The organism is Rhodococcus sp. Leaf247 (assembly GCF_001426185.1).
Taxonomy (GTDB): domain Bacteria; phylum Actinomycetota; class Actinomycetes; order Mycobacteriales; family Mycobacteriaceae; genus Rhodococcoides.
This window is the reverse complement of sequence record NZ_LMRP01000003.1, coordinates 202,598-220,748: the sequence shown is the minus strand read 5'-3', so window position 1 is coordinate 220,748 and position 18,151 is coordinate 202,598. Positions and strand designations below refer to the sequence as shown.

The 18,151-nt window shown below is 68.0% G+C and carries 17 protein-coding genes; 9 read left to right on the top strand and 8 right to left on the bottom strand.

The features are described from left to right. Positions 1–8 precede the first annotated feature (8 nt). Complete coding sequence (locus ASG64_RS16340) at positions 9–515, top strand: DUF3093 domain-containing protein (protein WP_042572655.1); 507 nt, start codon at positions 9–11, stop codon at positions 513–515. 9 nt (positions 516–524) lie between these two features. Here the strand turns inward: ASG64_RS16340 and ASG64_RS16335 are convergent, their stop codons facing one another. Then, a complete protein-coding gene (locus ASG64_RS16335; protein ID WP_042572654.1) occupies positions 525–827 on the bottom strand; it encodes a DUF4193 domain-containing protein in 303 nt (100 codons plus the stop codon). 613 nt (positions 828–1,440) lie between these two features. On the opposite strand from ASG64_RS16335, the gene cei reads away from it, so the two are divergent. After that, positions 1,441–2,121: an envelope integrity protein Cei gene (gene cei, locus ASG64_RS16330; RefSeq protein ID WP_056074645.1), complete on the top strand. Its 681-nt coding sequence runs from the start codon at positions 1,441–1,443 to the stop codon at positions 2,119–2,121. 3 nt (positions 2,122–2,124) lie between these two features. Here the strand turns inward: cei and ASG64_RS16325 are convergent, their stop codons facing one another. After that, positions 2,125–3,054 (bottom strand): inositol monophosphatase family protein, encoded by a 930-nt coding sequence (locus ASG64_RS16325; RefSeq protein ID WP_082518610.1) that lies wholly within the window; start codon positions 3,052–3,054, stop codon positions 2,125–2,127. Positions 3,055–3,199: 145 nt separating this feature from the next. Here ASG64_RS16325 and ppgK point away from each other — a divergent pair, with 145 nt between their 5' ends. Together ppgK and ASG64_RS16315 are read left to right on the top strand one after the other, a co-directional pair. Continuing rightward, the gene (gene ppgK / locus ASG64_RS16320) at positions 3,200–4,012 is read left to right on the top strand and encodes a polyphosphate--glucose phosphotransferase (protein WP_056074643.1); all 813 of its coding nucleotides are present in this window, start codon (positions 3,200–3,202) and stop codon (positions 4,010–4,012) included. Positions 4,013–4,278: 266 nt separating this feature from the next. Beyond that, a complete protein-coding gene (locus tag ASG64_RS16315; RefSeq protein WP_156148740.1) occupies positions 4,279–5,619 on the top strand; it encodes an RNA polymerase sigma factor in 1,341 nt (446 codons plus the stop codon). 22 nt (positions 5,620–5,641) lie between these two features. Here the strand turns inward: ASG64_RS16315 and ASG64_RS16310 are convergent, their stop codons facing one another. Further along, on the bottom strand, positions 5,642–5,989 hold the full coding sequence (locus ASG64_RS16310) for a DUF952 domain-containing protein (RefSeq protein ID WP_042572650.1): 348 nt from the start codon (positions 5,987–5,989) through the stop codon (positions 5,642–5,644). Next, a complete protein-coding gene (locus ASG64_RS16305; RefSeq protein ID WP_235579637.1) occupies positions 5,986–6,882 on the bottom strand; it encodes an EamA family transporter in 897 nt (298 codons plus the stop codon). Before ASG64_RS16305 ends, ASG64_RS16310 begins: the two co-directional genes overlap by 4 nt. A 293-nt stretch (positions 6,883–7,175) precedes the next feature. Between ASG64_RS16305 and ASG64_RS16300 the strand changes: the two genes are divergently transcribed. Then, positions 7,176–7,376 carry a DUF7455 domain-containing protein gene (locus tag ASG64_RS16300; protein ID WP_042572649.1) on the top strand — a complete coding sequence of 67 codons (201 nt, stop codon included), beginning with the start codon at positions 7,176–7,178 and terminating at the stop codon, positions 7,374–7,376. A gap of 104 nt (positions 7,377–7,480) precedes the next feature. Here the strand turns inward: ASG64_RS16300 and ASG64_RS16295 are convergent, their stop codons facing one another. Beyond that, entirely contained in the window at positions 7,481–9,241 is a 1,761-nt protein-coding gene (locus tag ASG64_RS16295) for a DEAD/DEAH box helicase (RefSeq protein WP_042572648.1), read from the bottom strand. 207 nt (positions 9,242–9,448) lie between these two features. Here ASG64_RS16295 and ASG64_RS16290 point away from each other — a divergent pair, with 207 nt between their 5' ends. Continuing rightward, positions 9,449–10,639, top strand: coding sequence for a YihY/virulence factor BrkB family protein (locus ASG64_RS16290; RefSeq protein WP_235579636.1), 1,191 nt, complete (start codon positions 9,449–9,451; stop codon positions 10,637–10,639). Here ASG64_RS16290 and ASG64_RS16285 read toward each other — a convergent pair. Beyond that, positions 10,612–10,848, bottom strand: coding sequence for a DUF3039 domain-containing protein (locus tag ASG64_RS16285; RefSeq protein WP_027505173.1), 237 nt, complete (start codon positions 10,846–10,848; stop codon positions 10,612–10,614). The two genes, ASG64_RS16290 and ASG64_RS16285, sit on opposite strands and share 28 nt — an antisense overlap. A 93-nt stretch (positions 10,849–10,941) precedes the next feature. Here ASG64_RS16285 and ASG64_RS16280 point away from each other — a divergent pair, with 93 nt between their 5' ends. From ASG64_RS16280 to ASG64_RS16270, 3 genes are all read left to right on the top strand, one after another. Beyond that, entirely contained in the window at positions 10,942–11,364 is a 423-nt protein-coding gene (locus tag ASG64_RS16280) for a DUF3099 domain-containing protein (RefSeq protein WP_082518553.1), read from the top strand. Positions 11,365–11,398: 34 nt separating this feature from the next. Next, the gene (locus ASG64_RS16275) at positions 11,399–12,946 is read left to right on the top strand and encodes a N5-glutamine methyltransferase family protein (RefSeq protein WP_082518552.1); all 1,548 of its coding nucleotides are present in this window, start codon (positions 11,399–11,401) and stop codon (positions 12,944–12,946) included. Between the two features lie 148 nt (positions 12,947–13,094). Next, positions 13,095–14,063, top strand: coding sequence for a sigma-70 family RNA polymerase sigma factor (locus ASG64_RS16270; protein ID WP_042572646.1), 969 nt, complete (start codon positions 13,095–13,097; stop codon positions 14,061–14,063). 49 nt (positions 14,064–14,112) lie between these two features. Here ASG64_RS16270 and ASG64_RS16265 read toward each other — a convergent pair whose 3' ends face one another. Together ASG64_RS16265 and ASG64_RS16260 are read right to left on the bottom strand one after the other, a co-directional pair. Next, complete coding sequence (locus tag ASG64_RS16265; RefSeq protein ID WP_235579661.1) at positions 14,113–16,782, bottom strand: bifunctional acetate--CoA ligase family protein/GNAT family N-acetyltransferase; 2,670 nt, start codon at positions 16,780–16,782, stop codon at positions 14,113–14,115. Between the two features lie 46 nt (positions 16,783–16,828). Continuing rightward, on the bottom strand, positions 16,829–18,091 hold the full coding sequence (locus tag ASG64_RS16260) for an acetoin utilization protein AcuC (RefSeq protein ID WP_042572645.1): 1,263 nt from the start codon (positions 18,089–18,091) through the stop codon (positions 16,829–16,831). Positions 18,092–18,151: the final 60 nt, after the last annotated feature.

The window sequence follows — 18,151 nt, the reverse complement described above, 5'->3', positions numbered from 1 at the left end:
CTGGAGGTGTGTCCGACGTAGCCCCCGAACGAAGTGCCCGGTCCACGGGCGAGACCGTCATCTACAGCGAACGACTGCGAGTCCCCGTCTGGTACTGGGTCGCCGCCATCGGTGTCGCGGTGATTCTCTCCGCCGAGGTGCACATGGGATCGCCGGGCGTGATGGCGTGGCTGCCCTACGTCGTCCTGGTTCCGTTCGCCGTCTGGGTGGTGTCGTACCTGGGTCGCATGCGCGTGATGGTCGTCGACCGCGACGGCGAGCGACTCCTGCTCGCGGGCAAGGCCACTCTTCCCCTGTCGGTGATCGACCGGGTCGCCGAGGTTCCGGGAACCGCCAAGAGCGCGGCCCTGGGACGCCAGCTCGATCCCGCGGCGTTCGTCCAGCACAGGTCGTGGGTCAAGCCCATGGTGCTCGTAGTCCTCGACGATCCGAGCGATCCCACCCCGTACTGGCTGGTCAGCACCCGTGATCCGAGTGCGGTGGCTGCGGCGTTGTCTCCGCAGCCACCCTCGTAGAGCCGGTACTCAGGCCGCGCAGTCGCGGCACATGAGAACGCCGCCGTTGTCGGTCGCCAAGCGCGAGCGGTGGTGCACCAGGAAGCAGCTCGAGCACGTGAACTCGTCGGCCTGCTTCGGTACCACTCGTACGGACAGTTCCTCGCCCGAGAGATCGGCGCCCGGAAGTTCGAAGGACTCCGCGGTATCCGTCTCGTCGATGTCGACGACAGCGGACTGTGCTTCGTTGCGTCGTGCCTTCAGTTCTTCGAGCGAGTCCTCCGAGACGTCGTCGGACTCGGTGCGGCGCGGTGCGTCGTAATCGGTAGCCATTGTGTTTCCCCTTACCTTCCTACTGAGACCGGGTTCCCCGTATCTCTTTCGATCGCCTCAATGGGGATGTGCAAGACGTCGACCGCTTCTTGTTCGACGAACTCGTCCTCGTGTCGGACTCACACCCTCGGATTCGATGTGGGTCGTTCGCTGTCCTCGACTCGTGTTCGTCACAGAACATCGATCCGGTCGTAGTTCTTCCCGGTTTCCACCGATGTAACTCCGGTGTCCCTCACCTGTCCGCTCACCTATTCGCAGCCGTCGCCCTTCCGGATGACGGCCATGATGTGCGGTGGCCGGGCGTGCCGTGTGAACGTCCACTGCGGTCGAAGAGCCCGACCGAGCCGTGTGTTCGATCCTCCGGGCCGCCAGACAATAGCCGACCGTGACCCCCGATGGAAAACACCCTGCTCCCACCGCGTGTCACGGCCTCCGAACGGTGCTGCAGACCTGCACTTGTCCCACTGTCATCCGCCCCAACGCACGCAGTGTCCCGTCCGTTCCCGGACGCCGTGCGTCGCGCGTCACAGGCGGGTGGCTCCCACTACAGTGATCGGGACACGCGGTCGGGACATCCCGCCGGCGCCATGCATCAGCAGAAGGGCACGCTTCCGTGGTCTCACTCATCACTCACGGCTCGTCGACGGACGACAAGGGTCGGCCGTTCGCCCACCGTCGTCCCGCCCCGATCCTCATCGTGCTTCTCGTCCTGGCGCTCGCCGGCGCCGCGGTGTGGATCCGCGTGTTGACCGCGACCGAGACCAGCACGGACGCCGTGGCGTGCAACGCCCCGCAGGCCCCCTCGGATCCGGCCGCACCCGCCCCCGCGGAACCCGGCACCAAGGTCGACGCCACGGTGGTCACCGACACCCAACCGGCGCCGCTGGCGAACACCCGCGTCCGCGTGTTCAACGCGAACGGTCAGGGCGGGCAGGCTGCCGAGATCGCGGCGGACCTCAGCGATTTCGGATTTGCGAGCGCTCCGGACGTCCAGGTCGGTAACGACCCGGTCTACGTCGACCAGAACATGCAGTGCATCGCCCAGATCCGCTTCGGGCCGGCCGGTATCGCGGCCGCCGGAACGGTCGCCCTGGTCGCGCCGTGCGCGGAATTCGTCCAGGACACGCGCGAGGACGACACGGTCGACCTCGCACTCGGTACGAACTTCCGTGCGCTGCAACCGAACACGGACGGCGAGGAGGTCGTGCGCTCACTCGCCGACGTGGCTCCGGGTGCACCTGCTCCCACCCTCGACATCGACCTGCTGGCCGCCGCGCACACCGTCGACTGCTGACGGTCAGCCCTTCGGAATCGCCTCTCGCCCACCGAGTCGCACCAGCAGCTCCACGAACTTCTCGGACACACCAGCGGCGACGGCGACGGTCACCTCGCCGTCGTCGCTCCTCGAATGCGGGGACGGAGTGATCACACGCGCCCCGGCCTCGGCCGCGATGAGCGCTCCCGCTGCCCAGTCCCACGGGCTCAGGCCGTGCTCGAAATGGGCGTCGACACGGCCGGCAGCGACCATGCACAGGTCGAGCGCCGCCGACCCGATGCGGCGGACGTCCCGAACCTCGGGAAGCAGGTCCGCGATGATCGCCCCCTGGCGACGTCGACGCGCCGAGTCGTAGCCGAACCCCGTCGCCACCAACGCCAGCGCGACGTCGTCGATGTCGTTGGCCTGCAATCTTTTCCACTCACCGCCGTCCTCGGATTCCCACGCGCCGGATCCGGTGGAGGCCGCATAGGTCCGACGCCCGACGACGTCCTCGACAGCTCCGGCGACGGACGTGCCGTCGATCTGGGCCGCGACGGAGACCGAGTAGGCCGGGATGCCGTAGAGGAAGTTGACGGTGCCGTCGATCGGATCGAGGACCCACCGGACACCGGACGGGGCGACCGAGTCTCCGCCACCCTCCTCGCCCAGGACGGCGTCGTCCGGTCGCAGACGCGACAGCAGGTCACGGATGACGTGTTCGGTTTCGGTGTCCACCACCGTCACGGGATCGGTGGGGGTCGACTTGGACTGGACGGCGTCGGCGGCCACGTCGACCTCCTGCCCGAACAGTCCACGACCGAACACCTCGGGCCGCCGGCGACGGACGTGCGCGCCGGCCTCGCGGGCGATGTCGACGGCGATGCGTCGCAACACCTCCGGATCCAGCGATGTCGCGGAGTCGTCCCGGGGCTCGCCCGTATGCGAAGTCACCCGTCCATCCGAACACATCCGACCCTCGATCGGTACGCCACCGTCGGCTGCCGGACGTCGCGTGACCACGGCTACGGGAAACAACTACTGTGATTCTCGCGCACCAGGATCGACCCCGACACGCCGTCCAGCCACGCTCACGCACGCCACCAGGAGTTCTGCCATGACGAACGACCAGCCAGCACCCGGTCCGGTGTCCATCGCCGACAAGACCGGCTCGCATCCCGAGGGACACGGCTTCGGCGTCGACGTGGGCGGAAGCGGCGTCAAGGGCGGCATCGTGGATCTGTCGACGGGCGAACTGGTCGGTGAGCGTTTCAAGATCGAGACTCCCCAGCCGTCCACACCGAAGGCCGTCGCCGAGACCGTCACGACGATCGTGGAGCACTTCGACTGGAAGGGCGACGTCGGCATCACGTTGCCGTGTGTGGTCACCGGAGGCGTGGCGCGCACCGCGGCCAACGTCGACAAGGGGTGGATCGGCACCGACGCCGGCGCCCTGTTCCGTGAGCACCTCGGCGGTCGGTCGGTGACGGTTCTCAACGACGCCGACGCCGCCGGGATCGCCGAGGACAAGTTCGGTGGCGGCAAGGATTCGAAAGGCGTCGTCATTCTGCTGACCTTCGGAACCGGAATCGGATCGGCGATCCTGCAGAACGGCATCCTGCTGCCCAACACCGAACTCGGCCATATGGAAGTGCACGGCAAGGAAGCGGAGCACCGCGCCGCGTCGTCGGTCAAGGACGACAACGGTCTGTCCTACAAGGCGTGGGCCAAGGAGGTCTCCCTCGTCCTCGAACGCATCGAGGACCTGTTCTGGCCGGACCTGTTCATCGCCGGCGGCGGCATCAGCCGGAAGGCCGAGAAGTGGATCCCGTTGCTCACCAACCGGACGCCTGTCGAAGCCGCGACACTGCGCAATGCTGCCGGCATCGTCGGAGCCGCACTGGCCGCGCAGTCGGGCGTAGCCCCCTGACCTGCAGCGACGACCTGGCCCGTCCCGAGATGTGATCCGAGCATCACCCGTCGGGCATCGGGAACTTCGCGGCCGTCACGCGCGTTGGTGCTGCGTACTCGCGGCGGTCGTTACAATGGTCCACGCCCCGGCTTCACACCGGGAAATCCACAGACCTCTCCGCCGGAAGAACACTCTGGCGTGACGCCGCACGACACCGTCACGAAAGGGCGTACGTGGCAGCCACCGATATCCGTCTCCCCGCTGATCCCCGGCCGACCTCCGGTCTGCCCGCAGAAACCGAGTCCGCGACCGGCAACGAGAGCGCGTCGACCGACGGAACCGCGGCCGGCATCGCACCCGCGAAGGCCCCCGCCAAGAAAGCCGCGCCCCGCAAGGCCGCGGCGAAGAAGGCTGCGCCTCGCAAGGCCGCAGCGAAGAAGACTGCCGCCAAGAAGGCGACGGCCCCTGCCGGCGACGCACCCGACGACGCGGACGAGCCGTCCGCGGACATCGCCGACCTCGACGTGCCGGAAGGCGAACTCGCCGCCGAGTCCGATGTCGTGGAGGTCGTCGCCGTCGGTGACGAGGCCGAGGACGACACCGCGACCGACCCCACGCCCGAGGACAAGGCGTCGGGCGACTTCGTCTGGGACGAGGAAGAGTCCGAAGCGCTCCGTCAGGCTCGCAAGGACGCGGAGCTCACCGCATCCGCCGACTCCGTGCGTGCCTACCTCAAGCAGATCGGCAAGGTCGCCCTCCTCAACGCCGAGGAAGAGGTCGAGCTGGCCAAGCGCATCGAGGCCGGTCTGTACGCCGTGCAGCTGATGGCCGAGTCGACGGAGAAGGGCGAGAAGCTCCCCGTCGCCCAGCGCCGTGACATGAACTGGATCTGCCGCGACGGAAACCGCGCCAAGAACCACCTCCTCGAGGCCAACCTGCGCCTCGTGGTCTCCCTGGCGAAGCGCTACACCGGCCGCGGCATGGCGTTCCTGGACCTCATCCAGGAAGGCAACCTGGGTCTGATCCGCGCAGTGGAGAAGTTCGACTACACCAAGGGCTACAAGTTCTCGACGTACGCCACCTGGTGGATCCGTCAGGCCATCACCCGCGCCATGGCCGACCAGGCCCGCACCATCCGCATCCCGGTGCACATGGTCGAGGTCATCAACAAGCTCGGTCGCATCCAGCGTGAGCTCCTCCAGGATCTGGGCCGCGAGCCCACTCCCGAGGAACTGGCCAAGGAAATGGACATCACTCCCGAGAAGGTGCTGGAGATCCAGCAGTACGCTCGCGAGCCGATCTCCCTCGACCAGACCATCGGCGACGAGGGCGACAGCCAGCTCGGTGACTTCATCGAGGACTCCGAAGCGGTCGTTGCCGTCGACGCGGTCTCCTTCACGCTGCTCCAGGATCAGCTGCAGTCCGTTCTCGAGACGCTGTCCGAGCGCGAAGCCGGCGTGGTCCGTCTCCGGTTCGGCCTCACCGACGGTCAGCCGCGGACCCTCGACGAGATCGGTCAGGTCTACGGAGTGACGCGTGAGCGCATCCGTCAGATCGAGTCGAAGACCATGTCCAAGTTGCGTCACCCCAGTCGCTCGCAGGTTCTGCGCGACTACCTGGACTGACCTCCAGTCCGATCGGACCACCTCACCCGGCGGCGACGAACGTCCCGTCGTCGCCGGGCAGGTAGGGCTGCACGTCGACCACCGCAGTGAGCGGGATCGGTCCGTAGGCGTGCGGGAACAGCATCGATTCGGGATCGCCGGGAACGCCCGGCTCCCACTCCAACCGCGCGTTCAGCCGTGCGGGTTCCACTGCCAGCAGCACGATGTCGCGGCGCCCGGAGAACAACCGGTTGGCCGGAAGATGCACCTGCTGCGGTGTCGACAGATGCACGAAACCCTGCTCCTGCAGCGACGGCGGTGCCACCACTCCCGCAGTCACGCTCTCCTGCCACTCCGCCTCTGTGCACATGTGGACGAGTATCTCGGTCATCGTGGTTCCTTCTCCGGTGTCGGGTGCGTGATCGTGTCGTGGTCGGGGACCGCTCGCCGTTCGATTCCGCTCAGCACGACAGCGACGACTACCAAGGCGATACCGAGGAGTTCCCCGGCGGACGGCACCTGCCGCAGCACCACCACGCCGACCACCGTGGCCGTCGTGGGGAGCAGAGCGAGCAGGAGCGCGAAGCGTGCGCGGCCGATGGTCCGCAGCACGACCTGATCCAGCGCGTACGGGATGACGCTGGACATGACTCCGACGCCGAGTCCGAGCAACCACGTCCACGGGGTGAGGAAGACGCCGGCGTCGTCGAGGATCTGTGGCGTCAGCGCCAGCGGGGCCAGCACGACCGACGCGACGGCCATTCCAACCGCCAGGGAATCGAGTCCGTCACCCGCATCGGCGACGCTCTTCCCCAGCAGGATGTACCCCGCCCACAGTCCCGCGGCGAGCAGCGCGAACCCGACACCGGGCAGTCCGACATCGAACCGCGCCCCGGCCACCAGCGCGACGCCGGCCACGACCAGGAGCAGTGCCGCCACGTCACGGGCGCGCCGCGAGCCGAGCGCTGCCACCAGGACCGGCCCGAGGAATTCGATCGCCACCGCGGTGCCCAACGGGATTCGCGCGATCGCTTCGTAGAACGCGAGGTTCATTCCCACGGTGACGACGCCGAAGCCTCCGGCCACGACGATGGTCCGCCGCGTCCATCGCGTCCGCCAGGGGCGACGCCAGGCCAGCAGAACCACCGCGGCGCCCGCGGCGCGCAGCCACGCGACGGCGGCAGGTGAGGTGGTGTCGAACAGGAACACCCCGATGGCCGCGCCGAGGTACTGGCACACTGCGCCGACGACGAAGACGAACGGCACCGACCACGGAGGGAACACGCGGGTCGACCCTGCGCGCCGTGTCGTCCCCGTCTCCACCACACGAGCACCGTATCCATCGACGCCGACACGGCGCCCGGCGACCGGTCGTCGCCCGGCCGTTTCTGCCCTGAGCGAACGGACATCGACCGATACCGGCTCGACCAGTGTGTTTCGTGTAAGTGACAACACACAGTTACCTGCGTGGGAACAACGCACGAAGCCCATACGTCTGTAAGAGTGAACGAACCGCGTCGAACCGACGTGGCGGACCGACCCCAGGACCGTGAAGTCACGGTCAGTACGGAGGAGTCATGCCCGGATTGTTGACCGACACCACCCTCACCGCTGCCGACAGGTGTGATCGTTGCGGAGCGGGAGCACGGGTTCGCGCCGTCCTCCCCGGCGGTGGAGAACTGTTGTTCTGCCGCCACCACGGGAACGAGCACGAGGCTCGTCTGCTCGAAATGAACGCGACGATCGTCGCGGATGCGGATTCCGACGCCATGGCGTGATTCACGTGTGACCACGGTCCGACTCCTGAACGACACGCGAAGGGCGATCACCATTACGGTGATCGCCCTTCGTCATGCCTGCAGGGTTCTGGGCAGAGCGGTGGTCACCACGCCCGCAGGGCAGCGATCCGTTCGGTCAACTGCTCTGCCGTGGCGATGGCCGTCGGCGGTCCCCCGCAGGTGCGACGCAGTTCGCCGTGGATGATGCCGTGGGCCTTGCCGGTCCGGTGATGCTGCATGGCGACGAGGCCGTTGAGCTCCTTGCGCAGCTCGGCGAGACGCGCCGCGTCAGCACTGCGGCCCGACGGCGGAAGCGACACCGGGGGCGGAGCGGTCTCGGGTGTCGGGGTGGCCAGCTGGGAGTCCTGACGCTTGCGGAGCAACGCGCGCATCTGATCGCCGTCGAGCAGGCCGGGCAGACCCAGGTAGTCGGCTTCGTCGTCGCTTCCGGAGAACGTCGCGGTGCCGAACGACGACCCGTCGTAGATGACCTGGTCGAGCTCCGCGTCCGCGCCGAGCGACGTGAACGCTTTCTCGTCCTCCCCCAGCTCGTCCTTCTGCTTGTTGGCGTCGGCGAGGAGGTCGTCGTCGAGTCCGTCCTTCTCCCGGTGCGGCTTGCCGATGACGTGATCACGCTGGGCTTCGAGCTGACTGGCCAGGTCGAGCAGGACCGGCACCGACGGGAGGAAGACGCTCGCCGTCTCGCCCTTGCGACGGGAACGCACGAAGCGACCGACGGCCTGGGCGAAGTAGAGAGGCGTCGAGGCGCTGGTGGCGTAGACGCCGACAGCGAGGCGCGGTACGTCGACGCCTTCCGACACCATGCGCACGGCGACCATCCAGCGGGACGTTCCGGCGCCGAACTCGGCGATCCGGGCCGACGACGTCGTCTCGTCCGACAGCACCAGCGTGGGCGTCTCCCCCGTCACCGCTTCGAGGATGCCCGCGTAGGCGCGTGCCGTCGTCTGGTCGGAGGCGATGACCAGACCGCCGGCGTCGGGGATACCGCCCACCCGGAGCTGGTGCAGACGGGTGTTGGCAGCCGTCAGGACCGACGGAATCCACTCACCCGAGGGGTCGAGGGCGGTGCGCCATGCGCGAGCGGTCTGTTCGGCGCTCAGCGGCTCACCGAGTCGCGCGGCGAACTCCTCGCCCGCGTTGTTGCGCCAGCGCGCTTCTCCCGAGTAGGCGAGGAACACGACCGGGCGGACGACGCCGTCGGCGAGAGCGTCCGCGTAGCCGTAACTGTGGTCCGGACGCGAGCGCGGTAGTCCCTCGTCGTCGGGCTCGTAGTTCACGAACGGAATGGGGCTGTCGTCGCTGCGGAACGGAGTTCCGGTCAACGCCAGGCGACGTGTGGCGTCGCCGTACGCCTCCCGGATGCCCTCGCCCCAACTTTTCGCGTCGCCGCCGTGGTGGATCTCGTCGAGGATCACCAGTGTCTTGCGATTCTCGGTCCGCACGCGGTGGCGGGTGGGGTGCGAGGCCACCTGTGCGTACGTGACGACGATGCCGTGGAAGTCGCTCGACGTCTGACCCGTGCTGTTGGAGAACCGTGAATCGAGCGCGAGACCGACGCGCGCGGCTGCCTCGGACCACTGGTGCTTGAGGTGCTCGGTCGGTGCGACGACGGTGATCTGATCCACAGTGCGGTCGCTGAGGAGTTCGAGCGCGACCCGGAGGGCGAACGTCGTCTTTCCGGCACCGGGCGTCGCCACCGCCAGGAAGTCCTGCGGTCCGGCCGACAGGTACTTGGTCAGCGCCCGCCGCTGCCAGGCTCGCAGTGGCGGAGGGGTGACACCCGACTGCGCGGCCACCGGCAAACCTGCTGCGCCGCCGAGCTTCTCGCCTGTCTCGGCTGTCATGAACGTCCTTCGATCCGAACATCGTCCGGAAAAAGGATGTGGTCCACCCGTGGCATGGAACTCCCGTTCGGTTCGTCGTCTCGTGTGCACATCCGTCGGCCAGCGTATCGCGGACACCGGCACGGAACCCAACCCGCAGATCACCCGCGGGACGGTGCCGACACCGCGAATTCGCACGATCGTTCGCGACACACCCGGCGGTCGGGCATGCCTGCCGCAGCCCGGTGGGCCATGCTGGAGGTCATCATGGACTCCCCCGCCGACACATCCGACGCGGCAGACTTCGACCGCACGTCGGGACCTGTCGCGGGCAGACCGCTGCGCACAGCGTGGCGCGTCGTCGCGCGGACCGCGGACAAGGCGTGGGACGACTCGATCTTCGGTAAATCCGCCACGGCCGCGTTCTGGCAGACGCTCTCGCTGCCGCCCCTGGTGCTGGCGCTGCTGGGAAGTCTGACCTACATCGCCGGATGGTTCGGGCCCGACACTCTCGACATCATCGAGTCGAAGATCGTCACCTTCAGTTCGACGTTGTTCAGCGACAACGTGGTGGACGAGATCATCGCCCCCACCCTGACCGACATTCTCAACAGCGGCCACGGCCCGGTGGTGTCCGTGGGCTTCCTGCTCTCACTGTGGGCCGGGTCGTCCGCCATCTCCACCTTCGTGGATTCCATCGTCGAGGCACACGGGCAGCAGGACGCGCGCAACCCGATCTGGCAGCGCATCTTCGCGTTGCTGCTCTACGTGGCATTCCTGGTCGTCGCCGTGTTCGTGCTGCCCCTGGTCGCGCTGGGCCCCACGATCGTCGGGCGGGTGCTGCCGCCGTCGTGGTTCGAGATCGGCTCGCGAGTGATCGACGTCGCGTACTACCCGGGCGTGGGACTGCTGCTGATCGTGGGCCTGACGACGCTGTACAAGGTGGCGCTGCACAAGTCCCTGCCGTGGCATCGCCTGCTGGGCGGGTCGTTGCTGGCCGGCGTGTTCTTCATGCTCGCGAGCGCCGTCCTGCGCAGTTACCTCGGCTGGGTCACCGGCACCGGATACACCTACGGCGCGCTCGCAGCACCGATCGCATTCCTGCTCTTCACGTTCTTCCTGGGGTTCGCCGTCGTGTTGGGCGCAGAGTTCAACGCGACCGTCCAGGAGTTCTGGCCGGCGCGCGCGACTCGACTCGAACAGGTGAAGGGATGGATCGCCGACAAGGCGATCGACCCGAGTTCCACCGCGGCCACCGCACTCGGGCGCCTTGCCACGGGCCCGATCCGCATCACTCGTGCGGATCGGACCGGAGACGACACCGGGTCGGCAGCCCCAAGGTCGACAACTTCGGGGTCGACAACTCCAGGGTCGACAACGTCGGGTGCTGGTCATTCGCCCTTGCGCAAGCCGTCGTAAACCTTCTTGCAGTCGGGGCACACCGGTGAGCCCGGCTTGGCCGACTTGGTCACCGGGAACACCTCCCCGCACAGGGCGACGACGTGGGTGCCCATCACCGCGCTCTCCGCGATGCGGTTCTTCTTCACGTAGTGGAAGAACTTCGGCGTGTCGTCGTCGGTCGTTTCGTCGGTACTGACGTCGGGACGTTCCTTGGTCTGCGTGCTCATTCATCGATTATGACGTGTGTTCCCGTCTCGGGCGTCGGACATGTCACCACCAGGATTACTGCACAGTTCGTTCAGTAGTGACAGAGTGGAGTCATGGCACAAGACGGCTCTTCTCGTCAGTCCGCTCGCGACAGTGTTCGCGACGCCGTACTGATCACCGAGGCACGAACGTCGGTCGAAGAACAGCACCGAGCGCGCGTGCGTAAATACCTGTTCATCATGTCCTTCCGCATACCCGCCCTCGTGCTGGCCGCATTGGCCTACAGCGCGTGGCAGAACCCGTGGATCGCCATGGCGATCGTCGGTGCGTCCATCCCGCTTCCGTGGATGGCCGTGCTGATCGCCAACGACCGTCCGCCGCGGACGTCCGACGAACCGAGCCGGTACGGCTGGAGCGCGACGGATTCCTCCGCGCTCGAAGCACGCAGCCACCCGGTCGTCGACGTGGAGACGATCGATGTGGACTCGTCCGAGATCACGTCCCCGGCGATCGCCGAGCGCCGCACTCTCCACTGACGGCCCGCCCGGCTCCTGCTGAGAGACTTCAGGTGTGACGAGCCTCAGCGATCCCTCCGGCCCACCCGCCTCCACGCCGGTCGACGCCGACCTGCTTCTGGAACTCGCGCCCACGCTGCGACGAGCCTTCGATCGGGTCGGCTTCACCGCGGACGGCATTCTCGACGCCCTCGGCGAGGACGTGCATTCCGCGATGGGGCGGGGGGAACCGACTCCCGTCCGCCGGACGTGCCGTGGCCTCGGCGACCTCGGCACCCTGATCCGACTCTTCCTGATCGCCGACGACCTCCCGCGTGACGACGTGTCGGCGGCGCTCGCTCCTCTCGACATCGATCTCGCTGCCCGCGCCGGCGTCCTCGAGGTGCACGGCGACACGGTGCGCAGCCTTCTCGACATCCGGCCTCTCGATCTGGGATCCGGCACGCGGTGGGTGGTGTCCGACATCGACGGGAGTACCCGCGCCGTCGACATCGGTTCCGACCATGTCCTCGGAGTCGGTCAAGCATCGCTGTCGCTGGTCCGCGGCACACCGACGAGAGTCGACGGCCCGGCGCCCAGCGTTCTCGACCTGGGCACCGGGTGCGGAATCCAAGCGGTGCACGCCGCGCCCTACGCGTCGGCCGTCACCGCGACCGACGTCAGCGAACGCGCAGTCGCTCTGACCCGCATGACCGCCGCCCTGAACGAACTCGACATCGAGACCGTCGGCGGTTCGTGGTTCGAGCCGGTCGCCGGACGAAGGTTCGACCGCATCGTGGCCAACCCCCCGTTCGTCGTCGGCTCCGGCGCGGTGACCCACTCCTACCGCGACTCCGGTCTCGACCTCGACGGCGCGAGCAGGCTCGTGGTGAGCACCGCGCCGGACCATCTGGCGCCGGGTGGTGTGGCATCCCTTCTCGCGTCATGGCTGCACGTGGACGGCGAGGACTGGCGTTCCCGGGTGTCGTCGTGGCTCCCGGCCCACGGCATCGACGCGTGGATCGTCCAGCGCGACGTCGCCGACCCCGCCCTGTACGTCGGCACCTGGCTTCGTGACGGCGGACTCGACCTGCGCGACCCCGCCGTCGACGTCACGGCGTCCCGATGGCTCGACCATCTGGACGACGCCGGCGTCACCGGCATCGGATTCGGCTTCGTCTACCTGCGTGCGACAGATCGCCCGACGAGCGTGCTGGCGGAGAATCTCACGCACGGCTTCGTCGACCCCCTGGGCGACGAAGCGCTGGACGTCCTCGACCGTCTCGAATGGCTCCGGACCCACGACATCATGGACGAGCGATTCGTCGTCTCCGGAACCACCGCACTGGAGGATGTGGCGACGCCCGCGGACGAGGGTGGGTGGAACACCGTCGTGCGCCGCGTCCACCGAGGCGACGGCCCCGCGTGGCACCACGAGATCGACGAGGACGGCGCAGCACTTCTGGCGGGAATGCGGGCGGACGGTCTGACGCTGGGAGATCTGACCGAGCTCCTCGCCGCGGCTCGGGGCATGGACGCCGCGGAGCTCGCCGAACCGGTCACCCGCCTGGTGGCCGGTCTGGTCGTCCACGGCCTCGTTCTGCCCGCTGGTGGTACGTCCTGAGCGCTGGGGGTCGTTTCTCTCAGCAACTTCTCAGGGCTCGGATGCAGAAACCGCAGCTCAGGGCGTTTGGTGGCCGCGCCGTTCGGGAACTTTTCTGTCGTGTCTCAGCGTTGGAATCAGTGAGACACCACCGATCAGGAGGCACGTCATGACCAGCCCCACCACCGTTCGCCCTCGACCGAGTGACGCCGACCTCGATGCCCAGAGCCCGGCTGCAGACCTCGTTCGCGTCTACCTCAACGGGATCGGCCGCACAGCACTGCTGACTGCCGCCGAAGAGGTCGATCTGGCGAAGAAGATCGAGGTGGGCCTCTACGCGACCCATGTTCTCGCCACCGCCAAGCGCCTGACCCCCGCCAAGAAGCGTGACCTCGCGCTCGTGGTGCGAGAGGGACGGTCCGCACGTGCGCACCTCCTCGAAGCCAACCTCCGACTCGTGGTCTCGCTGGCCAAGCGCTACACCGGCCGCGGAATGCCGCTTCTCGACCTGATCCAGGAAGGCAACCTCGGGCTGATCCGCGCCATGGAGAAGTTCGACTACGCCAAGGGCTTCAAGTTCTCCACCTACGCGACGTGGTGGATCCGTCAGGCCATCACGCGCGGCATGGCCGATCAGAGCCGCACCATCCGGCTCCCCGTCCACCTCGTCGAGCAGGTCAACAAGCTCGCCCGCATCAAGCGTGAGCTGCATCAGCAGCTCGGCCGTGAGGCGACCGACGACGAGTTGGCCGAAGAGTCCGGCATCCCGGTCGAGAAGATCGCTGACCTCCTCGACCACAGCCGCGACCCGGTGAGCCTGGACATGCCGGTCGGCAGCGACGAGGAAGCGCCTCTCGGCGACTTCATCGAGGACTCCGAAGCGACGTCCGCCGAGAACGCCGTCATCGCCGGCCTTCTGCACACCGACGTCCGCAGCGTCCTGGGCACACTGGACGAGCGTGAGCAGCAGGTCATCCGTCTCCGCTACGGCCTGGACGACGGTCAGCCCCGCACCCTCGACCAGATCGGCAAGATCTTCGGACTCTCGCGCGAGCGTGTCCGTCAAATCGAGCGTGAGGTCATGGGCAAGCTGCGTCAGGGCGATCGGGCCGAGCGCCTGCGCTCCTACGCCAGCTGACACATCGATCACCGAAGGCCCCGGCAATTGCCGGGGCCTTCGTCGTGTATCACCGCAGTCTGCGTGGGCCCAGATCGATGCGGCTGGGCTCGGGTCCGATGCGGATGCGTGCATCCGTGGTCTCGGCGCCGCTGGGTGATGCCAACACCGGATCACACACCAGTTCGCGCACCTCGCGCAGGTCGTCGGCCAGCGTCGATACTCGCAGCATCACGTCCACCAGAGCGTTCTTGTTCACCGGTGACGCGGTTCGGTACCCGGACAGCATCGGAGCGGCTCTCGGGGCATCGACGAGTTCCGCGGCCTCGCGCTCGGACAGCGGCAGAACCCGGTATGCCCGATCCCCCAGCAGGTCCGACATGATCCCGGACAGTCCGAACGACACCAGCGAACCGAACGACGGATCGTCCTGCACGCGGATAAGGCAGCCGATCCCCTTCGTGGCCATCTTCTGCACGTGCATCACCGGCGTGCCCGATGCCTCGAACAAGTCCCGGTAGGCGCGGCCGACCGCCTCCGAACCGACGACGTCGAGGCGCACCCCGCTGAGGTCTGGTCGGTGCCGCCACTGGTCGCCGGTGGCCTTCACGGCGACGGGACCACCCAGTTCACGTGCCGCCTCCACCGCGTCGGACTCGTCGGTCACCGTGCGGAAGTCGGCGATGTCGACCCCGTAGCACCGGAGCAACTGCGCCGCTTCGACGTCGGACAGCCAGCGTCCCGACGGACTCGTCTCCATCCAGCCGGCGACCAACGCACGCGCGGCGTCGGCGTCGACCCCGGCGGGGCGGGTGGTCTTGTCCGCGGGCCGATCGACCCAGGCCGCGTATCTCCACGCCTTGTGCAACGCGTTGATCGCCCGAGCGGGATCTGGGTAGGACGGCACCGACCCGCGGATCGGTGTGCCGTCGTCGCCGCGGACCGCGAGGACGTCGGGGATTCCCTCCGCGGCCAGAAATGTCGTCAGGACCGGCTTGGTGGCGCCGCGCACCGCGGTGGCGAGAGCCTCCGCGAACGACTCGACACGCACGGCGACCGGAGGCACGAAGACGGCGAGCACCGCGTCGACGTCGTCGGACTGCAGTGCGGTCGTGACGGCGTCCGCGAACTCCTCGGGCGTGGCCTGTGCGCCGACGTCGACGGGCTCGGGTGCCTGCATGCCGCTGTCGCGCGCGGCGTCGACTCCGAGAACTCCCAACGCGGTGGAATTGCCGACGACGGCGACGCGGGGCCCCGCCGGCAGCGGTTGGTACCCGAGCAGGATCGCGCAGTCGAACAGTTCGGGAATCGAGTCGACCTGGATGACCCCTGCCTGCTCGAACAGCGCCCGGACGATCGAGTCGTCGATATCGTGTCCGGTGGCCAGAGCGGGCGGTACCGCGCCTCGGCCGCTCTTCACCGCGACGATCGGCTTGGTCCTGGCCACCCGCCGTGCCAGCCGCCAGAACTTGCGCGCATTACCGAAGCTCTCGAGATAGAGCAGAACCACCTCGGTCGCTTCGTCCTGGTCCCAGTACTGCAGCAGGTCGTTGCCGGACAGATCGGCACGGTTGCCGGCGGAGACGAACGTGGACAGCCCGAGAAGTCGCTTCGACGCCTGCGCGAGAATCGCGATCCCCAGGGCACCGGACTGACAGAAGAATCCGACACGTCCCCGGCCCGGCAAGTTCGGCGCCAGAGTCGCGTTGAGCGACACGGCGGGATCCAGATTGGCGACACCGAGGGCGTTGGGGCCGACGAGACGCATGCCGTGCGCTCGCGCCGAGTGCACGAGTCGCCGTTCGTTCGCGCGACCGTCCTCGCCCGTCTCGCCGAAGCCCGACGACACGACCACGAGGGCCTTCACGCCTTTCGCGAGGCAGTCGTCGAGAACCGCATCGATCTGGTCGGACGGCACCGCGGCGACGGCGAGGTCCACCTCGTCGGGGATGTCGCGGACGGTGGCGTAGGCGCGGACGCCCCGCACCGAGGTGTGTTCGGCGTTGACCGGATAGACCGGACCGGTGAACGACGCGCGGAGCAGATTGGTGAGCACGGCATTGCCCACCTTCTCGGGGTCCGTCGACGCTCCGATGACGGCCACGGATCTCGGCCGGAGGACGTTGCGCACGCTGCGCGCCTCTGCGGCACCCTCGCGGGAGTTACGGACCTGGACCAGTGCGTCGGTGGGGTCGATGTCGAAGTCGAGGCTCAGCACGCCGCCGTCGAAACTACGGTTGACCTGATAACCGGCCTGCCGGAACACCGTCACCATGTTGCGGTTCTCGGCCAGTACCTCCGCGACGAACCGGCGGACTCCGTTCTCCGCGGCGGCGCCCGCGAGATGCTCGAGCAGAATCGGCCCCAGTCCTCGGCCCTGCTGGGTGTCGGCCACGACGAAGGCCACCTCGGCGGAATTGCCGTCACCCTGCGGGAGCCGCTCGTAGCGTCCGACGGCGATGATCTCGTCACCGAGAGTCGCCACCAGGGCGACGCGGGACGAATGGTCCACGGTGGTGAAGTTCAGGATGTCGCGCTTGGGCATGGTCGGGTACGGGCCGAAGTAGCGCAGGTACCGCGTGCGTTCGGACAGCTTCCCGTGGAATTCGACCAGGGCGTCGGCGTCGTCCGGAACGATGGGCCGCAGGTGCACGACGCGTCCGTCCGACGCGAGGACGTCGGCGGCCCAGTGACGCGGGTAGTTCGCGGCCCGCTCCCGCTCGGCGGCCTTGGGATCCACGGACTTCTGCTCGGGGGGCGGCCGGTTCGTGTCCGGCACGGTCTCGTCAGTCACGAGGATCCTCCGGGTCGAGTCCGAGAAGTGGGAAGACGGCACGCCGGGTAGCGACGATCGCGGTGTCGATCCGTTGGATCGCACGGTCGATGTGCTCGATTCCCGATTCGGGAGATCCACCCGGACCGTCCCACGGCGGGTACTCCACGTCTCCGTCGTCGCTCATCGTCGACGGGAGGTCGATGCTGGGGGCAGCGAGGCGCACCTTCTCGTGCCAGTCCTCGGGAATCGCAGTGCCGGGGTCGATGTCCCGGTCGAGCACGGCGGCGAGCAGATGTGTCCACGCTCGCGGCACGACGCGGACGAGGCCGTAGCCGCCTCCACCGACGGCCAGCCAGCGCCCCTCGCACACCCGGTCCGCCAGATCGCGCATGGCGACGAACGCTGCGCGCTGCCCGTCGACTGTCAGCCCGAGATCTGCCAGCGGATCCTCGCGGTGACTGTCGACCCCGCACTGGCTGACGATGATCTGCGGCTTGAACGCAGCCACAGCGCCCGGCACGACGGCATGGAAAGCTCTGAGCCACAACCGGTCTCCCGTTCCGGGCAGTACCGGAACGTTGACGGCGGTCCCCTCGGCCGACTCGGCTCCGACTTCCGTGGACCATCCCGTGTTCGGCCAGAGGGTCGCCGGGTGTTGATGCACCGACACCGTCATGACGCGAGGATCGGCGAGGAACGCCGCCTGCACACCGTCGCCGTGGTGCGCGTCGACGTCGATGTAGGCGATGCGGTCGTAGCCGTTGTCCAGCAGCCACGAGATCGCGATGGCGGCGTCGTTGTAGACGCAGAAGCCCGATGCCCAGTCGGCCATGGCGTGGTGCATTCCGCCGCCGATACTCACGGCTCGCCGCGACCGTCCCGAGGCGATGGCACGCGCGGCGGTCAGGGTTCCGCCCGCGATGACCGCACTCGCCTCGTGCATGTCGGGGAAGACGGGGTTGTCCTCGGACCCGAGCCCGTGCAGGACGTCGGTAGCCCGCGCACCGAGGGGCAGATCGGTCGGGGCTCGCTTGACCGCGTCGACGTAGGCAGGCGTGTGGATCCTCAGGAGATCACCGTCCGTCGCCGCGACCGGTGGGACCAGTTCCGCACCGTCGAGCAGTCCGATGCCGCGCGCGAGGTCCATGGTCAGGGCCAGGCGGGTCGGATTCATGGGGTGGTCGTCGCTCCACCGATAGTTGAGGTAGTCCGCGCTCCAGACCAGAGCGGGCTGTCCCGGTGGCGACTGCGTGCTCGGGGACTGCAGGGTCATGTTCCTCAACCTACGTGTCCGATTCCACGTTCGTCCGCAACTCGCGGACACCCGATCGAC